The following is a 21160-nucleotide window of genomic DNA, read 5'->3' as shown; positions in this document are numbered from 1 at the left end:
CCGGTAGGTAGACATTGTTCGGGTGGCCGTTCAGTGTCGGTGAACCCGGCACCAGCGTTCGTGACGCAGCACTAGCGCAACCCTGAAGCCGCGCAAACGGGCACTCTGGGAGCCGTCGGACGTGTTCAACGGCGTCGAACCGCGTCCAACGGATCCCGGTAGTTGCCGCTGTCATCGGGGGAGTTGGTCGGGCTCGAGCGGGACCTGGTGGCCGAGGTGGCGGCGGCGGAAGAAGCGAGAGGGTTCAGCGGCTACTTGTTCATCGTGGTGGGTGGTTAGCGGGAGCTGGTAAGGATCGCGGGTCGGGAGGGTGTGCCCCACCCGCGACCGTGCCGAGCAACGGTGACCTGGGCGTGACCGGTGACGGGGGCCGCTGAGCAGGACCAGTTGCGGGGATCCGTAGGGCTCGTTGCTCCCATCCGCTGACGGCGCTGGTCCGGGACGGTGAATCGGTGGTGGGGTGGTTGGAGGTGAGTGGCACTCTGGCCCACTGTGCCGGCCCGAGGCGGTCGGAGCGCATCGCTGGACGCGACCGTCGACGAAGGGCTGTGAAGTGCTGAGGACCGTTCGCTGGCTGCTTGCCGCTGTACTGATGACCACAGCTGTGACCTGGTCCGGAGCTGGGAGTGCCGGGGCGGTGTCGTGGAACCTGACCACCGCTCAGCGGCAGGCGTACCTGTACCACTACGCGCCGCTGATCTACAAGCGCGGTGACGAGAACAACAGCCAGGAGGGCACGGACTGGTTGTCCAACTACGACTTCGACCGCAACGGGCGGTTCTCCGACAATCGGGTGAACTGGCGCAACGTCAACCAGTACGTGCAGGGCGCGAACACCCACTGGCGCATCCGGCCGACGCTCTACAGCGCGTTGCTGGAATACGCCGAGAACGGGACCAAGAACCTTGTTCTGCTCTACCACGTCTACAACGCCGCGGACAAGGACTTCGACCAGATCCACGACTGGGAACGCGTCGAGATCGTGCTCCGCGGCGTCACGGGGAACCCCGGCACCGGCGAGAGCGTCGCCTACGCCACGGTGACCACTCACCACGAGCACATCATGCGCCGCTCCACCGACAGCGCCGTGCAGTTCATGACGACGCCCACGGGCAAGCACCTGATGTTGTGGCAAGCGGACGGCAGCGGAGCACTGCCCACGACCACTCGCGGTCACGAGCTGCGGTTCGCCACCACGCCGTGGAGCACCGTCGCGGCGAGCATGAACGGGACCGGCAAGGCCGAGGTCGACATCAACAACGACAGCAAGAAGAACATCCACTACGCGTTCGTCCCGGAAGCGTCGGCGGGCGCGGTTTCCACGTGGGGTGCGCAGGCCGTGACGTCCGCTTCGGCCCCGGTGCTGGCCAGCAGGCTCGACAACGGCGACTCGACGTCCTGGCGGTCGGTCAAGCGCGTCACCTACGAACTGCAGGACCTGGCCGACGTCCTGCCGACGCACTGGCAGAACTGGCAGCTGCACTGGCGGGACACCAAGACCAGCGATGTGCTGCTGGAGTCCCCGGTGACCTCGGAGGCGGGACAGGCGGAGGTGCTCGCGGGGCTGCAGCGCTTCTACACCGCCTCGCTCGACATCGGCGCGGGCGACCTCACCGATGGCCGCGAGGGCATCCCGTCCAAGAGTTGGCTGTACGGCGCGTACTCGGCTGAGGCGAACGCGGACGACAGCGCGAGTTCCGACGACTTCGGCGGGTACGAAGGGGTCGGGCTCGACAGCTACGGCCGCAGCCGGGGTGCGGTCAGCGGCGACCTCGCCTCGCACAACGCGTACTGGCGTCAACACGACTTCTTCGTCCACACCGGCGTCGTCGACACCGCGGACCGGCGTGAAGCGGGCACCTGGCTCCCCGCCCAGTGGCACCTCGCCGCCAACGGTGGGTTCGACGGCCGCTGGACCCAGCTGTTCGACGACCGTCCCTGACGACTGAGGCAGGGTCACCTCGACGCGGTGACGGCGGGCTGGGGTCTGCCCTGTGAGACGGCGACGCCCATCAGGCACAGCGCCCCGCCCGCCAACGCCACGACGCCTGGGATCTCGTCCATCAGCGCCCACACGGCAGCACGACGATCGCCGGCACCAGGTAGGTCGTGGCGCCCAGCTTGCCGGTGGTCATGTGCGACAGCGGGTAGGCCCACGTGTAGAAGGCGAGCGCGGTCGGCAGCAAGCCAGGTACACCACTGCGGTCGTGGCGGTCGCCGGGCGTCGGGCAGGTCGCCGAGGAGTCGGCCGCCGAACGGCAGGCACACGATCGCCCCGACCACGCAGCCGAACGTGATGGCCTGCAACGCGGACGCGTGCCCCAGAGCGGGTTTCTGCGCCACGACGCCGACCGCGTACCCCGCCGCCGCGACCAGGCAGCGCAGTGCGCCCCAGGTGGTCGAGCCGCCGCCGGAGTCGAGGAGGCCGACCGCCGCGACGCCCGCGAAGGCGATCGCGAGGCCGGCCAGCAGCCTGGCCGGGAAGCCCTCGCGGAGCAGCCAACCCGCCAGGAACGCGACCAGGATCGGGCCGATCCCGACGATCAGCGCGGCCGTCCCGGCGTCCGCGTGCCGTTCGCCCCAGTTCAGCGCGACCATGTACAGCGCGAACCAGAAGACCCCGGATCCGACGATCCCCGGCCACGCCGCTCTTAGTGATCAGTTCAGAATGAGCTGGCGTGTCGGCTTTGCCTGTGGCTCTGGATCTTCGAAGATCACGGCGTGCGCGAGGAGGTCTTGACCGACCAGCTGTGGGCTCGGCTGGAACCGTTGATCCCGGTGCGTTCGAGGCGTTTCCGTCATCCCGGTCGCAGGCGTGCCGATGACCGGGCGGCGTTCGAGGGCATCCTGTACGCGGTGCGTACCGGCATCGGCTGGAACCGGCTGCCCACCGCCCTGTTCGGCGCCTCGGGCGCGACGTGCTGGCGGCGGTTGACCGAGCGGCACGAGGCAGGTGTCTGGCAGCAGCTGCACGAACAGCTGCTCGCCGAGCTGCGCGCGGCCGGTCTGCTGGACCTGTCCGCAGCGCTGGTCGACTCCACCCACCTGCGTGCCCTCAAAGGGGCGAGCACACGGGGCCGCGCCCGGTCGACAGGTCGTCGAGGACCGCAACGCCCCAACGACGGCCGAGTCCGCTTCCGGAACCACAACGACCTCGGCTCGACCGCCTCGGCCGCGGCCGGCACCGACCACCGGCTCATCACCGGGCCGGTCACCGACTACATCGCCACCCTCCCGCCCGACCGGTGACCGCCGAGGCTAGGGGCGGAAGATGGTCAGCGTGGTCGGGCCGGTGAGGCTGGAGATCCCGGTGCCGGCGCACTGCAGGACGTCCGGCGTCACGAGCACGGCCACCTGTTCCGCGCTCGCGGGGGCGAACGTGCCGCTGGTGATCAGGCCCGTGTTGGTGATCACCGCTTGGCCGCCGATGTCGCTGACCGTCCAGTTGTAGGCGAACGTCGTCGGCGCGGCCAACGGGTTGCTCCACGTGTAGGTGCGCGACGCCGCCCCCGCGCTGAGGAGCGTCGCGCACGACACCGTGTCCGTGAACGTCTGGGCGTACGACCCGCTGGGCGCGCCGAGGTTCGTGCAGGTGGGGAAAAACCCCGTGAGGTTGCCGGTCACGACCCGCGGGGTGTTGGTGATGGGCGGGTCGTAGGTGACCGCCCACGTGCCGACGCAGACCTGGTCCACGGTGACGGCATGAGCGGCGCCGGTCGTGGCGAACAAGCCGCCCGCCATGGTCAAAACCAGCACCAGGAACGCACCGAACCTCCGTGACATGACACCCAGCCTTTCATCGATGGTTCCCCGACTCCCACCTGTGTCGTATCCGATTCCGCGCCCCTCGGACACCGCTGTTCAGGGCGACCTGCTCGCAGGCGATGGCGTTGTTGTCGCCGTCGAGCCGGTACGCGTCCGGGCCGATGACGGTGACCGGCCCGCGCACGTACGCCGGACCGTCGCAGGAGCCGCCTTCGCAGTCGACGTCGCTCTCGATCGGCACGCACGGTGTGTCCGGCGTTGTTGATCAGTAGTTCTCGGCGTTCGGCCAGCGGTCACCGAACGTGATGGAGAAGGCGTTCAGCACAAGCTTCCAGCGCATCATCCACCTGCGTCCCCGTCCTGACGGGCCACCAGCGGCGAAGGTGCTGCGGATCAGATGCACGATGCAGGTCTGGACCACGGTCCGCTGCCACACGTTGGCACCACCTCCGGTAGGCCCTTGACCGTCGCAGACCAGGAAGAACACGTCCCCGACGCCGCGGTTCTTCAGATCGACCAGCACGCCCGTCGGAGAACTCGGCCCCCTCGCCGCCGGCGCCCATCCACAATCCGAGCACGTCCTCGCGCCCATCCACGGTCACCCCGATCGCGCCGAGCCGATGTGAACGAAGCAATGGTCAGCCTGGCCTGCTCGATCATCTGCCTGTGAAAACTCATTCTACACTGATCACTTATGACCACTCCGCTGTGACACCACTTTGGACCGCCCCGGAAGGCATTGCGCTGCGGTCGGAAGGCTTTGAAACGTGGGCTCCGGCCCACTTGGACAGTCGCCGGAAGTTGTTGCTATGCTTGACTTATGCGGCACCGTGGCGGTGTCCGAGATGGGCTGAAGCCCACGTGCGGGGGTTCAACAAGTTCGGACACATTGTTACCACACGGGGTCGTTTTCCATCACGGAAAACGACCCCGTGTGGTTTTCGTTGTCCCAGGTGAACGCGGTCAACTGCCCGCAGATCCCACAGCGCAACACCCCTGCGAACAGATACTCACGAACCTCGCCGGAACCGGTGGCACGTCGGGTGCGCAGCCGCTGCACGGCGACAAAGTCTTGTTCGCTCACCAGCGGGGTGTGGGCACGCTGCCGGGACACGACCCACCGGTCGGCCGGGTTGCGCTTGACTGGGACGAGGGTGACGGCCTTCCGAACGACGCGACGCTGGCGGTCGTGCTGACGACACTGGCCACTCACGCACACGGCGTGCCGGCGAGGAGGCAGTGGGCTCGGGAGCTCGCGGAGACTGCGCACCGCACGGCGTCGGCGATCGGCACGCCGTCCACGACAGATCGCCGCCTGGCCTCGATCGGCCAGTCGAACGCGGACAAGGCCAGGGCTCTCGCCACCGTCACCGGCTATCCGGGTTGGGCGGACGACGCGCCGCTCGCCGTGCTGCGACGCGCTGCGCCTGTCCCTCGACTGAAACAGATAGGTGTTCTTCTCGGTGCGGACGGCGGCGATCCCGTTCCTCGGCAGGCTCCGCGACGGGGTGCTCGATCGGACCGCGCACAGCGTGCTGGACGTCGACTCGTGGTGGACGGCCTGAGCGGGTGTCCGACTCCGGCCGGAGCGCAGCGGCTCCGGCCGGAGTGTCCACTCAGGACTTTCGGCGCGCAACGAGCAGGAGCCGCCCGCTGCCGATCCCGTAGGGTTCGCCGCCCGGGCCGCCGAACAGCTCGACGTCGGTGAACCCGTGGCCGGACAGCAGGTCGACGATCTGCGCCACCGTGTACACGTGGTGGATCGCGGTCACGTCGAGCTGCTCCTCGCCGCGGGTGAACCGGTAGCGGCTGAACACCCGGCTCCCGGCGACGTCGTATTCGCTGGTCGCGAGGACGGTGATGTCGCCGGTCCGCATGGCCCGCGGCTCGGCCCGGTAGCCGGGCAGGACCGACTCGGCGGCCGAGCCGAAGTCGACGACCAGGCCGCCGCCGGGCCGGACGGCGCCGCCCAGCGCGGCGGCGAACTCCCTCAGGCCCTCGAGCTCGAGATAGCCGAAGCTGTTGCCGAGGCAGAGCACGGCGTCGAACCCCTTGCCCCACGGGATCTCCCGCATGTCGGCGCGGACGAATTCGACGTCGAGACCGGCGGCGGCGCGCCGGGCATGCCCGATCGCTTCGGCGGACAAGTCGACACCGGTCACGCGGTGCCCGCGCCGGGCCAGCTCCACGCTGTGCCGCCCGCTGCCGCACGGAACATCCAGGATCAGCGAGCGGGGCGCGAGACCGAGGCGTTGCTCGACGAAGTCAATCTCTTCGACGGTGACCTCCGGCGGCACGGCACGCCGCCAGAACTCGTTGGGAAGTTCGGTGAAGAAGTCCACGTACCAGGTGGACGGAGGTATAGCGGACATGGGTAAGCTCCTCGCGGTGCATCGGCGTTCACAGGCGATGTCACCGGGCGACCCGGGCCGTCAATCGGCCTCGGTGCGGTGGCCCGGCGTGAGGCTCCGGGCAGCCATGGCTTCCTCCACGGTCAGCGATTCGCCCCGACGCTAACAGCCGCCCGACCGGATCGTGAACGCATTTTCCGGCGGCCGGACAACCCGTTCGACCTCGGTGCCCCCCTGGCGGCAAGGTCTGCAGACACCCGCCGTGGAGATTCTCCGACCCGCTCCCGATGTCCTGCACCGACCGCGGCTCCAGCTTGCAGGTCCAGTCGGTCATGACAGCGAGGGCGCAACCGTCGGCGACGGCCACCTCCAGGCGGCGCGGGCGATGACGAGGAGCACCACCTCGACGAGGAGGTAGTAGACCCACGTCTCGCCGATGCACGACACGAGGATGGTGATCAGGTAGAGGAAGCTGACGATCCGGTTGACCCGGGGTGCGAGGAGGAGGGTCAAAATCACCATCAGGACCGACGGCGGATGCACATCAGGGTGGAGGGTCAGGAACACAGACCCGGGTAGACCGACTGCAGGAGGGCGCACGCGGCACGTTCGAACTCCGCGGGCTCCAGGCGACGTTCCAGGAGAGCCCGCTCGACCCGTGCGACCACATCCATGGACCGATGTTACGAGGTCGTCAACGTCTCGCAGACACTGCGCACCGCACGAGACAGGCGGCCCTACTGCCGGTACCGCCAAACGTGACCTTCGCATGCGCCGGGCATGTCCCTCGACAGTTTCATTCTTCCTATTTCATCGCCTGCCTGTCGGCGCGCACTACCGGCACGGACGTGGGTGCAACGAACTGTCGACCTTACGGATCGTAGTTAACCGCGGAGTACATGCTGTCCGAAACAAAGACCGAGGCGGTATCGGCACTCGGATTGACCTCGCCGTCACAAGCACGCTCCCAAATGGCAGATCAGGCATTCATCGCCATCCAAGCGAAGAGAGTCGACAACAACGAACTGCTCACCGCAATGTCCGACCACCTCATCAACCGGTACCTCATACCTGTCGGACGCAACCACGGCATCTTTTTAGCCTCCTGGATCACGCCAGAACAGCGCCCAAGAACTTGGTCGCGGTCAACCTTCCCAACCGCAGAGGAACTACTCGATCGACTAAAACTCCAGGCGAGCGATGCTCTCACTCGACGAATCCATGCGGTTGGGGTGTGCTCCGGCGTCGACGAGGCGGTAGCCGTGCGCTGATCCAGGTTCATCGGCGGATACGACGGTCGGGGCTGCATCCCGATCACAACCACCGATCTCAACACCCGGCGATAGCGGCCGCATCCGGTCGCACTATGCCCACGGATTCCACCGCGGTACCGGCCTGCTGGCCGCCTGGGCCGAGCACGACCGGCCGCCGCAACGCCGGGGCCGGCAACGTGGAACGTGTGCGCCGGACTCTTTCCTACAGTTCCTCCACCACGACGTATGGCGATGATCGATGACAGGGGGCTGAACACGCATGCGCGTGCCCAGCCCTCCGCTCGTCGTCCTGGTCAGGTCGATCGTCGTGTCAGCTCCGTCCGGCCACGACGTCGATGATCGCCTTGACCGGTCCTACGTCGGTCACACCGGTGACTGTCACCTCGCCCGGCCTGTCGGTCGCGCCGGGCGGCAGTTGCCGCCAGCGAACGGGGATGGCGGTGATCGTCTTGGTGGCGGTGGTGAGCAGGTGGATGGTGGAGGGAAGTTTCGGGGCGGTGCGCACCGCGGTGGTGGTGTAGACGGTGTCCTGGAGGACGTGCTTGGCGCGGCTGGCGTTGAAGACGTTGACGGAGGCGTGCGGTTCCCACGTATTCGCCATTCCGGGCACCGCCCGGAACATCGTCTGATAGCCGGCCGGTTCCCAGACCAGCACGCCGGTGCCCTGGTTGTCGACCACGTCGTTGGCGGCCTGGAAGACCCGCTGGATGGCGTCCGCCTGTCCTTGGATCGTCCGGGGGAAAGGCGAGTTGGGCATCGGTGAGCCGTCGCCACCCGAGGCGGGGTAGGCGGTTTCGGCGACCTCGATCTCGTAGTCGGGGTAGGCGGTGGCCATGGTGTGCAGGTTGTGGTCCAGCGCCTCGGGCGTGCCGTGCCACTCCGGGTAGTAGGAGATGGCCAGCACGTCGGGGTTCTGGCCCTTGGCGTTCACCCGGGTGAGGTACTGGTGCCAGAACTCCATGGTCTTGGCGAGCCGGTCCTTGTTGACGATCACGTGGATCTCGACCTTCGAGGTCGGCGAGGCGTCGCGGACGGCCTTGATGCCCGATGCGGCCAGGGTCGTGAACCGGTCCCACGCCTGGTCGTAGAGCTGCTGCTCGGCCGGTACGGTCGAGCCCCAGTACTGCCACAGCAGGCCACCGCCGGGCTTGGACTGGTAGAGGGAGGCCTGGTCGACGAAGTACTTCGGGTCCGTCGTGCCGATGAGGGCGGCCTCGCTGCCGTACAGGAAGCCGTTGATGATCTCGTTCCCGATGGCGACCTTGTCGGGTGTGGTGCCCTGCCGGATCAGCTGGCGCAGGTGGTTGGCGGTGAAGTCGTACAGCGCCCGGTTCAGGGCAGGGAACTCCAGCCCTGCCCAGGCGCGCGGCTTCGGTTGCTTGCTCGGGTCCGCCCATGAGTCCGCGTAGTGGTAGTCGATGCCCAGGCCCATGTTCCGCTGCTTGATCCACTGCGCGGAGGTCAACGTGCGCTGCGGACCCTGGCGCGGCAGCGCCGTCAGTCGACCGGTGCTCTCGTCACGCGGTTCGTTGAACACCCGTAGCCGCGCGTACTGCATGCCACGGTCCTTGACCACGTCCAGCTGGTGCGGTCCGGCACCCTTGTTGGAGGACAGCGGGTTGACCCAGTACTGCCGGGACTGGTGGTCGTCCACCCAGGACAGGTCAGCACCGAGGACGAGGTCGTCGCGCAGGTAGTTGAAGACCTGGAGCTCGCTGACACCGGCGCGCGCACCGGTGAACGTCAGTCGGATGAAGCGCGTCGCCGGTCGGGTGAACAGGTGCACCTCACCCCGGGAAGCGGCCTGGTTGCCGGACCTGTCGGCGATCGACTTCCACAGGTTTCCGTCGGTGGAGGCCTCTACGACGTACCGGTGGACCGCGCCGCGCTCGGGGAACACGACCTTGACCTTGCGCAGGTTGTCGTAGGTGCCGCCGAGGTCGACGGTGAGCCACTGCCCGGGACCATCGGGCTGCCATGCTGTCGCCGGGTCGCCGTCGATGGCCAGTCGGGCGGTCGACGAGCCGCTGCCCGCCGTCGCCGAGGACCACGGCTTGGTGGCGATGTTGCTCTCGATCGGCTTGATGTTCGCGGTGCCGAAGATCGCGCCGGCCGGCGCGGTCCCCGCGGCCAGGCCCGCGGACACCAGAGTGGCCAGCGTCGTCAGACCCGCGAAGACGCGGATCAGGCGTATGTTGCTCATGTCCTTCTCCTGACGGTGTTCACAACGTGATTTCTTCCGCCCGCCCGGGCGGGAGATCCAACGGGAAGCGGTCGACCCGGTGCACGCCCCGACGCGGGCACCCGGTCGCCCCGGATGCCCGCGCCCTGCTCGGTGGATGGTCAGCCGGTCACGACTCCGACGTCGAGGTGGTCGACGTTGGGCAGACCCTCGGTCGCGGTGGGTTCGAGGCGGATGGTGTTGCTGCCCGCGTTCAGCGGGGCGGTGAAGGACTTGGTGGACCAGGTCGTCCACGCGCCGGTGGCCTCGAACGAGACCGTGCCGATCGTGGACCCGTTGACGACGAGGTTCGCGGGTCGCGCGGCGCCGCTGCTGCTGCCGTTGGCGAATCGGACCGCCAGCGCCGCCGGGCCTGCCTGCGCCGCGTCGACGGTGAACTGGGCATACGCCCCGACTGCCGCGGTGCCGTTGCAGAATCCGGTGCCGGTGAAGCCGGCCTGGTTGGAGTCGATCGTGCCCTGGCACACGGCCGGTGCCGTCTCCGCTTCGTAGCGCTGCCCTGTCGGTGTGCCTCCTTCGGTCCTGACGAGCGAGAGTTGGTCGACGATGACGCCGCCCGAACCTGACGCCCGCACGGTGACGGTGGCGGCTCCGCTGGGTAGCGTGATGCCGGTGAGCTCGCGCTTGGCCCAGCCGCTCGATGACGGGAGGCTGAGGGTGCGTTGGCTGCCGTTGGCACCGGTGATCACGACCTGTCCGGCACTGCCCCGAGCGTGCGAGGACAGGGTGTAGGTGCCTGCGGGCACCGATTCGATCCGCTGCTCAACGCCGCCGCTGTTGCTCACCTGGAGGGCGAAGCGAGACCCGTTCACACCACCGTTGACGTTGGTCACCGAACCGCCGAGGTTCCGCCATCCCCGTACGCTGGAGACGATGATGCGGTCGGCCTGGATGTCGGGGTTGAGGATGTAGTTGTTGTCCGGGCCGACCCGCCACTCGCCGGTGGTGACGTTGAACTGCCACTGGCTGACCGAGTGGAACTGGGGCCGTGCGCCGGTCTTGGTGATCGGTACCCACTGGTTGTAGCCGATGCCGTTCCAGGCGAAGTCGGCCCAGCGGTCGCCCGCGTAGATCACCGTGTTCTGCTTGGTGCCCTTCACGGTGACGAAGAACCCGGTCTGGGTCACGTGGCTGTAATCCATCTCGGTGCCGGCGAGGACGTACTCGCTGCTGTAGGTGCCCTGGATGTTGCTGCTGGTCGACTCGTTGACGTAGTTGACCGAGGTGTTCCAGCCGTGCAGGTCCGAGGCGGCGTGGTAGTACCTGCCGTCGAGTTTGAACATGGCGTTGCCCTCGCGGCCGGAGCCGCTGCGGATCTGCACGCCCGGCTCGATCCGCAGCGAGTCGGACTCGCGGAACTTGCTGACGAAGCCGCGGGAACGTCCTTCGCGGTTGGAGAAGATCAGGTAGTCCTTGCCGTCCTCGTCGGTGAAGACGGTCTGGTCGCCGGTGCCGGTCGTCGGCGAGTTGACGACCTGGCCCTGGAAGTAGCCGTAGGTGAAGTTGCTGGTGGGGGTGTTGCCCTGGAGGAGCAGCACCCCGTGCGCGCCTCCGACGTAGGCCTGGGTGGCGAGGACGTACTTGCCGGTGTTCTCGTTGTACGCGACCCCGAGCCGTCCGACCCACCCGGTCGAAGCCATGGTGTTGCCGTTGTGGATCGCGGTCGAGCGGGTAGCGACCCGGTTCTCGAACTTCCAGTTCACAAGGTCCCTGGACGAGTACACCGGGATCGACACGAACGAGACTTCGCCGTCGTACTTGCGCGTCGGGTTGGCCCGGTAGCTCTCCGCGCCGCGGTAGTGCACGCCGTACCAGTAGTACGTGTCGCCGAACTTGAAGACCCCGCCGCCTTGCGAGTAGATGGGGTTGCCGCCGGTGTCGTTCCAGAAGGTGTTGTTGGTGATGGTCTGGAACGTGCCCTCATCCGCGGCCTCCAGGTCGCCGGCTGCGGTGACCAGGGCCGTCTTCGCCGCGGCGGCTTCCGTTGCGTTCGCCGAGGGGTTCTTGGCGACGTCGTCCGCCGTGGTCAGCGCCTTGGCGAAGGGCTTCCACGAGTCGGTGGTGTACTTGGTCGGGATGCGCGTCCGGTAGTCGGCGACCGTCTTCTTGAGGCCGTGGGGATCGTCCGCCGCGTCCTCGATGCCCGGAGCGTCCTGGGCGGCCGGGTGGACCGCAGTGACCGGGGCGGCTTCGGTGACGGGCTGCGCCGCGGCCGTCACCGACTGCGGTGTCAGCACCGACGCGAACAGCAGTACGGCGGCGGCCAGGACGCGCCGTTTTACGGGCGTAGGAGGTGTTCTGGTCATCTCGGTGCCTTTCACAGGGTGAGGTGATCGATGTTGGGCAGGCCGTCCGCCGTGGTCGGGTCCAGCCGGACGGTGTTGCCGCCGGCGGTCAGGGAGGCGGTGACGGTCTTGGTGGTCCAAGCCGTCCAGCTGCCGGTGGACTCGAACGAGACCGTGGCCACCGTCGACCCGTTGACGACGAGGTTCGCCGGTCGGGCGGTGCCGCCGCTGCTGCCGTTGGCGAAGCGGATGCCGAGCGTTGCCGTGCCGGCGGTCGCTGCGTCCACGGTGAACTGGGCGTAGGCGCCTATCGCGGCGCTGCCGTTGCAGAATCCGGTGCCGGAGAAGCCGGACTGGTTGGCATCGATGGTGCCCTGGCACACCGCCGGCGCGGCCTCCGCCTCGTAGCGGGACGGCGGTGGGGCGCTGCCGAGCCGCTCGAAAGCGCCGAGGTCCGGTGCCGCTCCCTGGTAGGGCAGGCCGACGTTGGTGCCCTTGTCGATCAGGGTGCTGTTGGCTGCAAGCCGGAGGTGTGGCAGGGCGGGCAGGCTGCCGTCGGACTGGCGCGGAGCGTCCCAGCCGGATGTCGCCACGCTCTGGAACTGCGCGTCGGACAGGGGCAGGCCCAGGTTCCAGGAGTTGTGCGAGGCGCTCGTGCCGGTCATGTTCGCCGTGGCGGTGCCGTTGTAGGCGATGTTGTTGCGCAGGTTTCCCCGGCCGACGGAGGCGCCGCTCGAGGTGATTCCGCGCATGTCGAAGTTGGGGTGGTTCCCGTAGCCGGTGTTGTTGATGTAGTCGTTGGCCACCGGGTGGTGATTGGAGTAGAAACCCGCCGCTTTGTTGAGCAGCGCAACCGAGAACCGGACGGTGTGCTTCACCGCGCCGGCGTCGTACTCGGCGCCGAAGCCACCGACCTTGAAGCCCGCTCCGTTGCCGGAGGGTGTCGTCGTCCCCGGCACGTACCCGTTGCGCCAGGACCACGAGTTCTCGATGATCACGGGCGAGTAGGTGGAGATGAGGTCGTAACCGTCATCGGCGTTCCACCACGCACGGGAACCCCGGAACACGTTCGCGGGCCGCCCCGCGGGCGTGTAGTGCGCGCCGAACCCGTCGGCGTTCTCGCCGGGCCCGTCCGAGCTGCGCAGGTCGTAGTTGTCGTGCGAATCCGTGTTGAGCACGAGGTTGCCGCCGCCACCGTTGATGAACAGGCCGGTTCCCATGTGGTGGTGGGTGTCGACCAGCTCGAAGGTGTTGTTGCTACCGGAGACCCAGATCCCCCAGGACTCGGCGTTGAGACTGTTGTTCTGCGGCACGCCGGTGACTTCCAGCCCTTTGAGGTGGAGGTGGCTGCCGGTGACGTTGAAGCCCTTGATCCGGCAGTCGTCCCGCACGGCCGAGAAGTCGAAGACCGGCTTCTCGCCCGGGTAGGCCCAGTAGCGGATCGGGTTGCCCGACGTGCCGCTCTTGCTCAGGGTGATCGCGTCCACCCGGGCCGTCCGACTGGCACAGGCAGAGTTCGCCCGGGTGTAGGCGTAAGTGCCAGCCCGGAAGTAGACCGTGTCACCCGCCGTCGCGACGGCCTGCGCGCGGGCGATGGACGCCCAGGGCGCGACCTGGGTTCCCGCAGCGTTGTCGCTGCCGTTGGGCGCGACGTAGTAGGTGTTGCCGGCAGCTGCGGCCGTGCCGGGCACGATCGCGGCGATCGCGGCGAGGACGGCTGAGCCGGTGACAGCCCGGTGAAGGGCCCGCCATCGGGTTGTGAAGCGCATCGCAGTCTCCTTGGGTGCCTTGTGAAGCGGCGATGCAGGCCCGCTCACCGATCACGGGCGGGCGGCCGTCGCTTCTCGCCGTGGGTCAGACGTTGAGGAAGCCGTCCATGGCGGCGGTCGGCCTGCGGGTGCCCGGATCCCAGGCGGTGCTCGAAGACCTGCTTGGACACGTCGTACGCGGCGTTGAGCAGTCCGGTCATCTGGGCCGGGTTGCTGACGCTGCCCACCGGCCTGCAGATGCCGCTGTTCTGCCCATTGCCGATCTTCACCCAGCCGGGTGTGACGCCAGCGGACTTCATCACGTTCAACGAGCGGTCGACGTAGCCGCGCAGCGCGTCGCGCATCTGGCTGTAGTTCATGTTCTTCCACGCCGCGGGTGGGTGGGGCGGCCGGTGCCGTACGCGGTCATTCGATCTCCTTTGATCGAGTGTGAACAGGGGCGCGGCGGCAGGGCGGTGAACGTGCACTGTCGGGGTCGTGCTTTGCGGCGTTCGCTTCGCCGGCGCGAGCACATGCGGTCCGGGCAGGCCGTCGTGGCGCAGCCGGCAACAACGTTCGGCAGCGCGGGTAAGGAGCGAATCGCAGCGTAGAGCCGGCCGACCGGAGGACCGGCTAGGCGAAACCCCGGCCTGACACGGACAAGCCGAGCGTCGATTTCTCCAACAGAGTCACGCTTCGCCTCCTTGCGAGCAGGATCTGTCCGCGCGCCGCCGGATGCCAGGCCCGGACCACGCGGCAACCTGACCGAGCGGCCATCGGCACCGCCCGCGACGCCGGTGGGTCGATCACGGCTTCCGGTGTGCCCGGACCCACCGGGCGTACTGGCGTCAGCGGACCGCGGCGCCGAACAGAGCCGTAGACAGTCGAAAGTTAAAACGTTTGCACTTCGCGGCCCCAGCTTAGAGGATCGCCCTCCCCTGTCAACATCCCCTTCAGCTGGATACCCTGTAGTCACTGGATGCTGACGTTCCACTCTCCCGATCGACGCCAAGCTACCGAAGAGTAAACGTTTACAGGCGAACCATCCGTGGGACGAGTCGCGCGCGGGCTCCCGTAGGCGCCAGGACACTGTGGACTGGAACCGATTCGACCTCCCGGACCGATCCATCGCACGCGGGTGGACTCGCGGCACCGCACTGTCGAACATTCGACGGATGCCACCGTTCACCACGTTGCGACTGGTCCGAATGGGCGTCGTATTGGGAACGTGCACAGTGTTTTCTAACCCAGTTGTTCCGTCATAGCAACGAAGTTGCTGTGTTTACATACGTGATGAGTCCAGATACTGTGCACGTTCACAGCGCCTTGTCCCTGTCCGCTGCCGCAGCTCCCCCGGTCCCTGCTCGACAAGGAGTGCATCACAGATGCCATCGAACGCCTGGGCCCCGGCACCCTGGCCGGTCGAGGAGCCGAAGCCCGAGTCGACTCACGGTCCGGCAGTGTCTCGACGTGTCGGGTGCACCCCGGGCGGACGCGCCCGCTTTGATCAACGACATCCGTCGGCTCTCATGACGACGCCAGGTTTCTCGTGACGACCTGAGCCGCTCGCGATCCGCCGCCGCCGTGGGAAGCAATGATGCAACTCCGACGAACGGGAAACTGCCATGCACAGATCAACGTTGATACGTGCGCTGCTGGTCGTGACGTCATCAGTTCTCGTGGCCGGGGCCGTGGCGTACCCGGCCGCAGGAGCCGCGCCTGACGTCCCGCAGGCCGAGAGGCTGGACCGCGGACTCATCAGCGTCCACACCAGGAACGGCAACTTCGTCAACTGGAGACTGTTGACCGGTGACGCCCGGGGGACGGCGTTCAACGTCTACCGCGACGGTTTGAAGGTGACGTCCAGCCCGATCACGCGGACGAACTTCCAGGACCACGGCGCACTGGCGAGCGCCGTCTACACGGTTCGTCCGGTGGTGAGCGGTGTCGAGCAGGCGGGTGCCGCTTAGGCGGAGCGGTCGTTGCGGATGTCGGCCCACACCGGTGACGAGCTCGGCGTCACCGCGAGCACGAGGGACGTCCCGTTGCAGGTTCCGCCGGGAGGTTCGACGCTGTCGGGCAGCTTCACCTACGAGGCCAACGACGGCAGCGTCGGTGACCTGGACGGCGACGGGCAGTACGAGATCGTTCTCAAGTGGAACCCCACCAACGCCAAGGACAATGCCCAGTCGGGTTACACCGGCAACACGATCATCGACGCCTACAAGCTGGACGGCCGGCGGCTGTGGCGGATCGACCTGGGCCGCAACATCCGCTCGGGCGCGCACTACACGCAGTTCCAGGTGTTCGACTACGACGGCGACGGCCGGGCCGAAGTGGTGGTGAAGACCGCCGACGCCACCCGCTCGGGCACCGGCCAGGTGATCGGCAACGCCGGCGCCGACCACCGCAACTCCAGCGGCTACGTGCTGTCCGGCCTGGAGTTCCTGACCGTGTTCCGCGGCAGTGACGGTGCGATCCTGGACACCGAGAACTACGTGCCGCCACGCGGCAACGTCTCGGACTGGGGCGACGACTACGGCAACCGCGCCGACCGGTTCCTGGCCGCGACGGCCTACGTGGACGGTTCGCGGCCGAGCATCATCATGGCCCGCGGCTACTACACCCGTGCCGTGGTCGTGGCGTGGGACTTCCGCAACGGGCAGCTGACGCGGCGGTGGACCTACGACTCCGGCCGCGGCGGTGGCGCCTACGGGCAGGGCAACCACAACCTGTCGGTCGCCGACGTCGACGCCGACGGCCGTGACGAGATCGTCTACGGCTCGGCGGCGATCGACGACAACGGCGCGCTGATGTACAGCACCGGCCTCGGTCACGGCGACGCCATGCACGTCGGCAACCAGGTCACCGCGCGCAAGCCCGGCTCGCAGAACTTCGTGATCTGGTGGGACGGCGACGTCCAGCGCGAGCTGCTCGACGGCACCCAGATCTCCAAGTACGGCACCGGAGGCGACACCCGCCTGCTCACCGGCTCCGGCGTGGCGTCCAACAACGGCACCAAGTCCACCCCGGTGCTCCAGGCCGACATCCTCGGCGACTGGCGCGAGGAGGTCATCTGGCGCACCGACGACAACCGGGCACTGCGGATCTACTCCACCACCGACCCCGCCACCATCAGCCGCCCCTCGCTGATGCAGGACCACCGGTACCGGCTGGCCGTGGCGTGGCAGAACACCGCCTACAACCAGCCGCCCCACCCCAGCTTCGCCACCCCGTGACCTCGCGCTCGACGCTCCTGCCGCCGTCGCGGGCGGCAGGAGCGCGTCCTCGATCATCCCTGCACTAAGGAGTCATCCATGACCATGCAACGGCGGACCTTTCTCAGCATGAGCGCGGCCGGAGCGGCGGGCTTGAGCCTGGGCCTGCTCGGCGCGGGGCAGGCACTCGCCGCCCCCGTCGGTTCGCTGGCCACGGCACCGACCACGCCGTTCGCGGTCGGCGTGCGCCGGTACAACTGGACCCGCGGCAGCCGCCCCTGCACCACCTACGTCTACTACCCCGCCACCGGCACCGCGGGCGGCAACCCCGTGACCGACGCCCCGGCCGCCAACGGCGTCTTCCCCGTCTACAACTTCACCCACGGCTACGACAGCAGCCCGCAGAACTCCCTGTTCATCATCCGGGCCCTCGCCTCGGCCGGGTTCATCGTCCCCGCACCGCACTTCAACCACAACCCGAGCGACGTCGGCAACGGCGAAACCCCGAAAGACGTCTCGCAGATCATCACCAACACCCTCGCCCTCAACACCAGCGGACCGCTCGCCGGGCACATCAACACCGACATCGGCGTCGGCGTCTCCGGCCACTCCATGGGCGGTATGACCACCCACGGCCTGCTGACCCGCTGGGCCGACCCCCGCATCATCTCCGCCAACCCCCAGTCGTGCACCGACCAGGGCACCCCCTCCAGCGCGATCACGGCCAAGGTCCTGTTCGTCCACGGCGACCGCGACACCCTCACCGGGTACTCCTCGGCCCGGCAGGCGTACAACGAGATCACCTGGCCCAAGGCGTTCCTCACCTTCGTCGGCGGCAGCCACACCAGCTTCTGGAGCGACCAGCGCTTCCCCCGCACCGTCGTCGACTGGGCCCGCTGGACCATGTACGGCGACACCGCCGCACGCGACCGCCTCCCCGCCGACGCCTCCGGCTCCAACACCCGATGGGAAGCCCAACTCGGCGCCACCCCCACCGAGCCCGGCACCTACACCCTGACCGCCCAGCACAGCGGCAAGGCCGCCGAGATCAACGGCGCCTCCACCGCGGCCGGCGCGGGGCTCGTCCAGCGGACCGCTACCAGCGGCACCCACCAGCAGTTCGAGTTCGTCACCGCCGCCGACGGCCACGTCAGGCTCAAGGCACGCCACAGCGGCCTGTTCCTCCAGCCCACCGGCACCACCAACGGCGCGAACGTCGTCCAACAAGCCGACTCCACCGCCACCGGCCAGCAGTGGCGCGTGGTCGACCACGGCAGCAACGTGGTCAGCCTCGTCAACCGGGAGTCCGGCCTCGCCCTGGACGTGTGGGAGCACTCCACCGCCGACGGCGCCCGCATCGCCCTCTACACCTACAACGCCGGCAGCCCCAACCAGCGCTTCACCCGCCGCAGCATCTGACCAGGTTGCGGGGCTCGGCCGGCCCTACCCGGTGGGAGCCGGCCGAGCACCGCGACGCCTCCCGGCGACTCGACCCTGCATTGGAGTTCAACGTGCTCTCAGTCATACAGCGCGCCGCGCTGCTCCTCACCGGCTTGGCCTCCGCAGTGGCCGGTGTCGGTGTGGTCATGCCCTCGGCCGCTTCCGCCGCGGCGACTCGCTACGAGGCCGAAGCCGCACCCGCCACCTGCGACGGCTCCATCGGGACCAACCACAGCGGCTACTCCGGCAGCGGGTTCTGCGACGGGCGTGCCGCGGTCGGCGCGGCAGCCCAGTTCACCGTCGACGCCTCCGCGACGGGGACCGCCACGCTCACCGTCCGGTTCGCCAACGGTGGCACCAGCGCACGTCCCACCGACGTGGTCGTCAACGGCGCCATGGTCCAGGCTGTGTCGTTCGAGCCCACCGGCACCTGGTCGACCTGGGCGACCAGGTCTCTCGCCGTGCCGTTGAACTCGGGCAGCAACACCGTTCGGCTCAACCCGACCGGCGGCGGCGGTCTGCCCAACGTTGACCACGTCGAGCTGGAAGCAGCTGACGGCTCACCGCCCGGACGCCCTGCGGAGTGCACCGGCACCTCGCCGATCAAGTGCCACTTCACCGTCTCCCCCGGCAACTACACGGTCACCGCGTGGATCGGCGACCGCGCCGCAGCGGGCAACACCTCGATGTCGGTGGAAGCCCGACGGCGCATCCTGCCCGCGGTCGACACCGCGGCCGGCACGGTCACCAAGCAGGTCTTCACGATCAACGTGCGACAGCCCGAGGGCCAGCCGACCGGCCAGGGCGGCACGGGCACCCCGGGGTTGACCATCACCTTCGCCGGCACGGCGCCGAGGCTGTCCGGCCTGACCGTCCAGCCCGCGACCGCCCCGCTGGCCGTGTACCTGGCCGGTGACTCCACCACGTGCGACCAGTTCACCGCCCCGTACACCGGTTGGGGGCAGCTCCTGCCCACACACGTGTCCGCCGGTGCCGTCATCGCCAACTACGGCGACTCCGGCGAGAGCTCGGGCAGCTTCCTCAACAACTCGGCCCTGTTCCCGACGGTGAAACCGCTGATCAAGCTCAATGACCTGGTCCTGATCCAGTTCGGGCACAACGACAAGTCCACGTCGGCATCCGCCTTCCGGAGCAACCTCACCTCGATGGTCAACCAGGTGCGGGAGAAAGGCGGCGTGCCCGTCCTCGTCACCCCACCGGTACGACGGCAGTTCAGCGGGAACCAGCTCAACTCCACCGCCCTGCACGTCAACGGCGTCGGCGTCAACCTTCCGGCCGAGATGCGCAACCTCGGCTCCGCGCTCAACGTCCCGGTGATCGACCTGACCGCCAAGAGCGAAGCGCTCGTGGAATCACTGGGCCCGACCGACTCCGCCCAGCTCTTCCTCCGCCAGTCCGTGGACGGGGTCACCGACAACACCCACTTCTCCGAGTACGGCGCCGGGAAGATGGCGGAACTGGTCGTCCAGGGAGTCCGCGAACGCAACCTGCCCCTGGTCGGCTACCTGCGCTGACCGAGCAGACAGCGAACGAAATCGTGCTTCCGGCTCGTGACCCCGGCTACCGGCGTTCGTCGTATCACCGCCCAGGGTCGCCGGGACGATCCGGCCGGGTGGAACTGGTCCACCCGGCCGGATTCCCGGCTTGTGCCGTGCCCGGTGCCGAAGCGAGGACCGGCACACCGAGCGCTCACCAGCGACCCGAACCTCACGCAACTACGTCGCCGCCCTCGGCGACGACGAGTTCTGGTCGGCTTTCGGGCGCGTGCTGCTGTTCCTGGTGGTCCAGGTCCCGGTCATGCTCCTGCTCGCGCTGGTCGCGGCCCTGGCCGGTGGGGTCGAGGAAGCTGCGGCGGTTCAGGCCGAGGTCGGCCAGGTGCCGGCCGACCGTACGCACCGACACGACCGTGCCCTCGGCGGCGAGTTCCACGGCGATGCGGCGGCCCGACCACTTGCGGTCCCGCCGCAGCCGCTCGATGAGGACCACGACCTCGGCCGCGACGTAGCGATGGGGCGCGTGCGGCAGCGTTGGACGAGGCGGTGGCGGCCTTCGACGGACAGCGGGGCGTTACGGTGGAGCACGGACGGGTCTTTCTGCTCGGCGGATGTGTTGGTCGCACTTCTCATCCTGCCGCCGAAAGACCCGTCCCTCGTCTCAGGCCCTACCAGCCGTCACCAACGTCATGACCCGCAACAGCTAGTCGGCCGGCGGCTCGGGCACCCAGCTCGGCAGCGGGCCCACCTCGAACGGCCGGTGCACGGTCCGCCGGGCGATCCGCCACCGGCCGTCGTGTCGGCGGTACTGGTCGAGGTACGTTCCGCCGCCGGTCACCCACGTGCCGTCGGCCAGTCGGACGTGCACGATCACGTCGCTGCGGCCGGTCGCGGTGCCCTCCGCCGCGCCGTCGAGGTCGACCACGTGGTTGACCGTGCCGTGCTGCATGACCGGGTACGCCCGCCACTGCCACTGGACCGCCGCGCAGATGGCGTCCGTGCCGCTGAAGACGCGCTCTGGTGCGGAGCCGGTCGCCCACACCGCGTCCGGCGTCCACACCGCGCGCCACAGCTCCAGGTCGCGGTGGTCAGCGGCCACGCAGTACTCGGACACCAGCCTGCGCAGCGCCAACTCGGCCTCGACCCGTTCCAGCCGGGCGATGATGTCGTGATCGTCGCTCATGCCGTCCACACTGCCCGATCCCGCCGTGCCGGATCGCGGTCAGGCGACCCCGGCCGGCGGCACCCGCCCCGCCGCGAACTCCGACCGGCAGCGTAACCCTCGTCGAGAAGGGAGGCGAGCGGTCGGCGACTGCGGATCGT

At 68.4% G+C, this 21160-nt stretch carries 15 protein-coding genes and 5 pseudogenes; 8 read left to right on the top strand and 12 right to left on the bottom strand.

All coding sequences use genetic code 11. From position 1 onward, the window contains the following. Window positions 1–592 precede the first annotated feature (592 nt). Window positions 593–1942: a hypothetical protein gene (locus B0I31_RS04715; protein WP_106614097.1), complete on the top strand. Its 1350-nt coding sequence runs from the start codon at window positions 593–595 to the stop codon at window positions 1940–1942. Between the two features lie 14 nt (window positions 1943–1956). On the opposite strand, the pseudogene B0I31_RS04710 reads toward B0I31_RS04715, so the two are convergent. Beyond that, window positions 1957–2637: pseudogene (locus tag B0I31_RS04710) on the bottom strand (DMT family transporter); the annotation flags it as partial. Window positions 2638–2721: 84 nt separating this feature from the next. Here B0I31_RS04710 and B0I31_RS41510 point away from each other — a divergent pair. Continuing rightward, window positions 2722–3095: pseudogene (locus B0I31_RS41510) on the top strand (transposase); the annotation flags it as partial. A 163-nt stretch (window positions 3096–3258) separates the two neighbouring features. On the opposite strand, the gene B0I31_RS04700 reads toward B0I31_RS41510, so the two are convergent. The 5 genes and pseudogenes from B0I31_RS04700 to B0I31_RS04675 form a co-directional block, all read right to left on the bottom strand. Next, the gene (locus B0I31_RS04700; protein ID WP_106614095.1) at window positions 3259–3783 is read right to left on the bottom strand and encodes a hypothetical protein; all 525 of its coding nucleotides are present in this window, start codon (window positions 3781–3783) and stop codon (window positions 3259–3261) included. 247 nt (window positions 3784–4030) lie between these two features. Next, window positions 4031–4376, bottom strand: a pseudogene (locus B0I31_RS04690) (transposase); the annotation flags it as partial. A 281-nt stretch (window positions 4377–4657) separates the two neighbouring features. Continuing rightward, on the bottom strand, window positions 4658–4849 hold the full coding sequence (locus tag B0I31_RS39890; RefSeq protein WP_146173727.1) for a hypothetical protein: 192 nt from the start codon (window positions 4847–4849) through the stop codon (window positions 4658–4660). 532 nt (window positions 4850–5381) lie between these two features. Next, window positions 5382–6137 carry a class I SAM-dependent methyltransferase gene (locus B0I31_RS04680; protein ID WP_106614091.1) on the bottom strand — a complete coding sequence of 252 codons (756 nt, stop codon included), beginning with the start codon at window positions 6135–6137 and terminating at the stop codon, window positions 5382–5384. 309 nt (window positions 6138–6446) lie between these two features. Further along, entirely contained in the window at window positions 6447–6638 is a 192-nt protein-coding gene (locus B0I31_RS04675) for a hypothetical protein (RefSeq protein ID WP_146173726.1), read from the bottom strand. A gap of 377 nt (window positions 6639–7015) precedes the next feature. On the opposite strand from B0I31_RS04675, the gene B0I31_RS39885 reads away from it, so the two are divergent. Next, window positions 7016–7387: a hypothetical protein gene (locus B0I31_RS39885; RefSeq protein ID WP_146173725.1), complete on the top strand. Its 372-nt coding sequence runs from the start codon at window positions 7016–7018 to the stop codon at window positions 7385–7387. 313 nt (window positions 7388–7700) lie between these two features. On the opposite strand, the gene B0I31_RS04670 is transcribed toward B0I31_RS39885, so the two are convergent. The 4 genes from B0I31_RS04670 to B0I31_RS04655 all read right to left on the bottom strand — a co-directional run bounded on the left by B0I31_RS04670 (window position 7701) and on the right by B0I31_RS04655 (window position 14153). Next, complete coding sequence (locus tag B0I31_RS04670) at window positions 7701–9593, bottom strand: glycosyl hydrolase 53 family protein (RefSeq protein WP_106614089.1); 1893 nt, start codon at window positions 9591–9593, stop codon at window positions 7701–7703. A gap of 140 nt (window positions 9594–9733) precedes the next feature. After that, window positions 9734–11938 (bottom strand): family 43 glycosylhydrolase, encoded by a 2205-nt coding sequence (locus B0I31_RS04665; RefSeq protein ID WP_106614665.1) that lies wholly within the window; start codon window positions 11936–11938, stop codon window positions 9734–9736. An 11-nt stretch (window positions 11939–11949) separates the two neighbouring features. Further along, complete coding sequence (locus B0I31_RS04660) at window positions 11950–13686, bottom strand: right-handed parallel beta-helix repeat-containing protein (RefSeq protein ID WP_181319990.1); 1737 nt, start codon at window positions 13684–13686, stop codon at window positions 11950–11952. A 44-nt stretch (window positions 13687–13730) separates the two neighbouring features. Then, a complete protein-coding gene (locus B0I31_RS04655) occupies window positions 13731–14153 on the bottom strand; it encodes a glycosyl hydrolase 53 family protein (protein ID WP_281262274.1) in 423 nt (140 codons plus the stop codon). A gap of 1173 nt (window positions 14154–15326) precedes the next feature. Between B0I31_RS04655 and B0I31_RS42460 the strand changes: the two genes are divergently transcribed. The 5 genes and pseudogenes from B0I31_RS42460 to B0I31_RS43045 form a co-directional block, all read left to right on the top strand. Then, on the top strand, window positions 15327–15635 hold the full coding sequence (locus B0I31_RS42460; protein ID WP_281262273.1) for a rhamnogalacturonan endolyase family protein: 309 nt from the start codon (window positions 15327–15329) through the stop codon (window positions 15633–15635). Between the two features lie 18 nt (window positions 15636–15653). Next, entirely contained in the window at window positions 15654–16904 is a 1251-nt protein-coding gene (locus B0I31_RS04650) for a rhamnogalacturonan lyase (RefSeq protein ID WP_281262272.1), read from the top strand. A 78-nt stretch (window positions 16905–16982) separates the two neighbouring features. Then, window positions 16983–18302 carry an RICIN domain-containing protein gene (locus tag B0I31_RS04645; RefSeq protein ID WP_106614087.1) on the top strand — a complete coding sequence of 440 codons (1320 nt, stop codon included), beginning with the start codon at window positions 16983–16985 and terminating at the stop codon, window positions 18300–18302. A 92-nt stretch (window positions 18303–18394) separates the two neighbouring features. Next, window positions 18395–19858, top strand: coding sequence for a GDSL-type esterase/lipase family protein (locus tag B0I31_RS04640; protein ID WP_219910596.1), 1464 nt, complete (start codon window positions 18395–18397; stop codon window positions 19856–19858). 199 nt (window positions 19859–20057) lie between these two features. Beyond that, window positions 20058–20174: pseudogene (locus B0I31_RS43045) on the top strand (sugar ABC transporter permease); the annotation flags it as partial. Here B0I31_RS43045 and B0I31_RS04630 read toward each other — a convergent pair. Both B0I31_RS04630 and B0I31_RS04625 read right to left on the bottom strand, forming a co-directional pair. Next, window positions 20172–20425, bottom strand: a pseudogene (locus B0I31_RS04630) (IS481 family transposase); the annotation flags it as partial. The pseudogenes B0I31_RS43045 and B0I31_RS04630 sit on opposite strands and share 3 nt — an antisense overlap. 115 nt (window positions 20426–20540) lie before the next feature. Further along, entirely contained in the window at window positions 20541–21020 is a 480-nt protein-coding gene (locus tag B0I31_RS04625) for a nuclear transport factor 2 family protein (RefSeq protein WP_106614086.1), read from the bottom strand. Window positions 21021–21160 lie beyond the last annotated feature (140 nt).

The sequence above is a fragment of the Saccharothrix carnea genome (assembly GCF_003014735.1).
In the GTDB taxonomy this organism is placed as follows: domain Bacteria; phylum Actinomycetota; class Actinomycetes; order Mycobacteriales; family Pseudonocardiaceae; genus Actinosynnema; species Actinosynnema carneum.
Note: the sequence above shows the minus strand (reverse complement) of the source record. Positions and strands in the feature narration are given on the sequence as shown.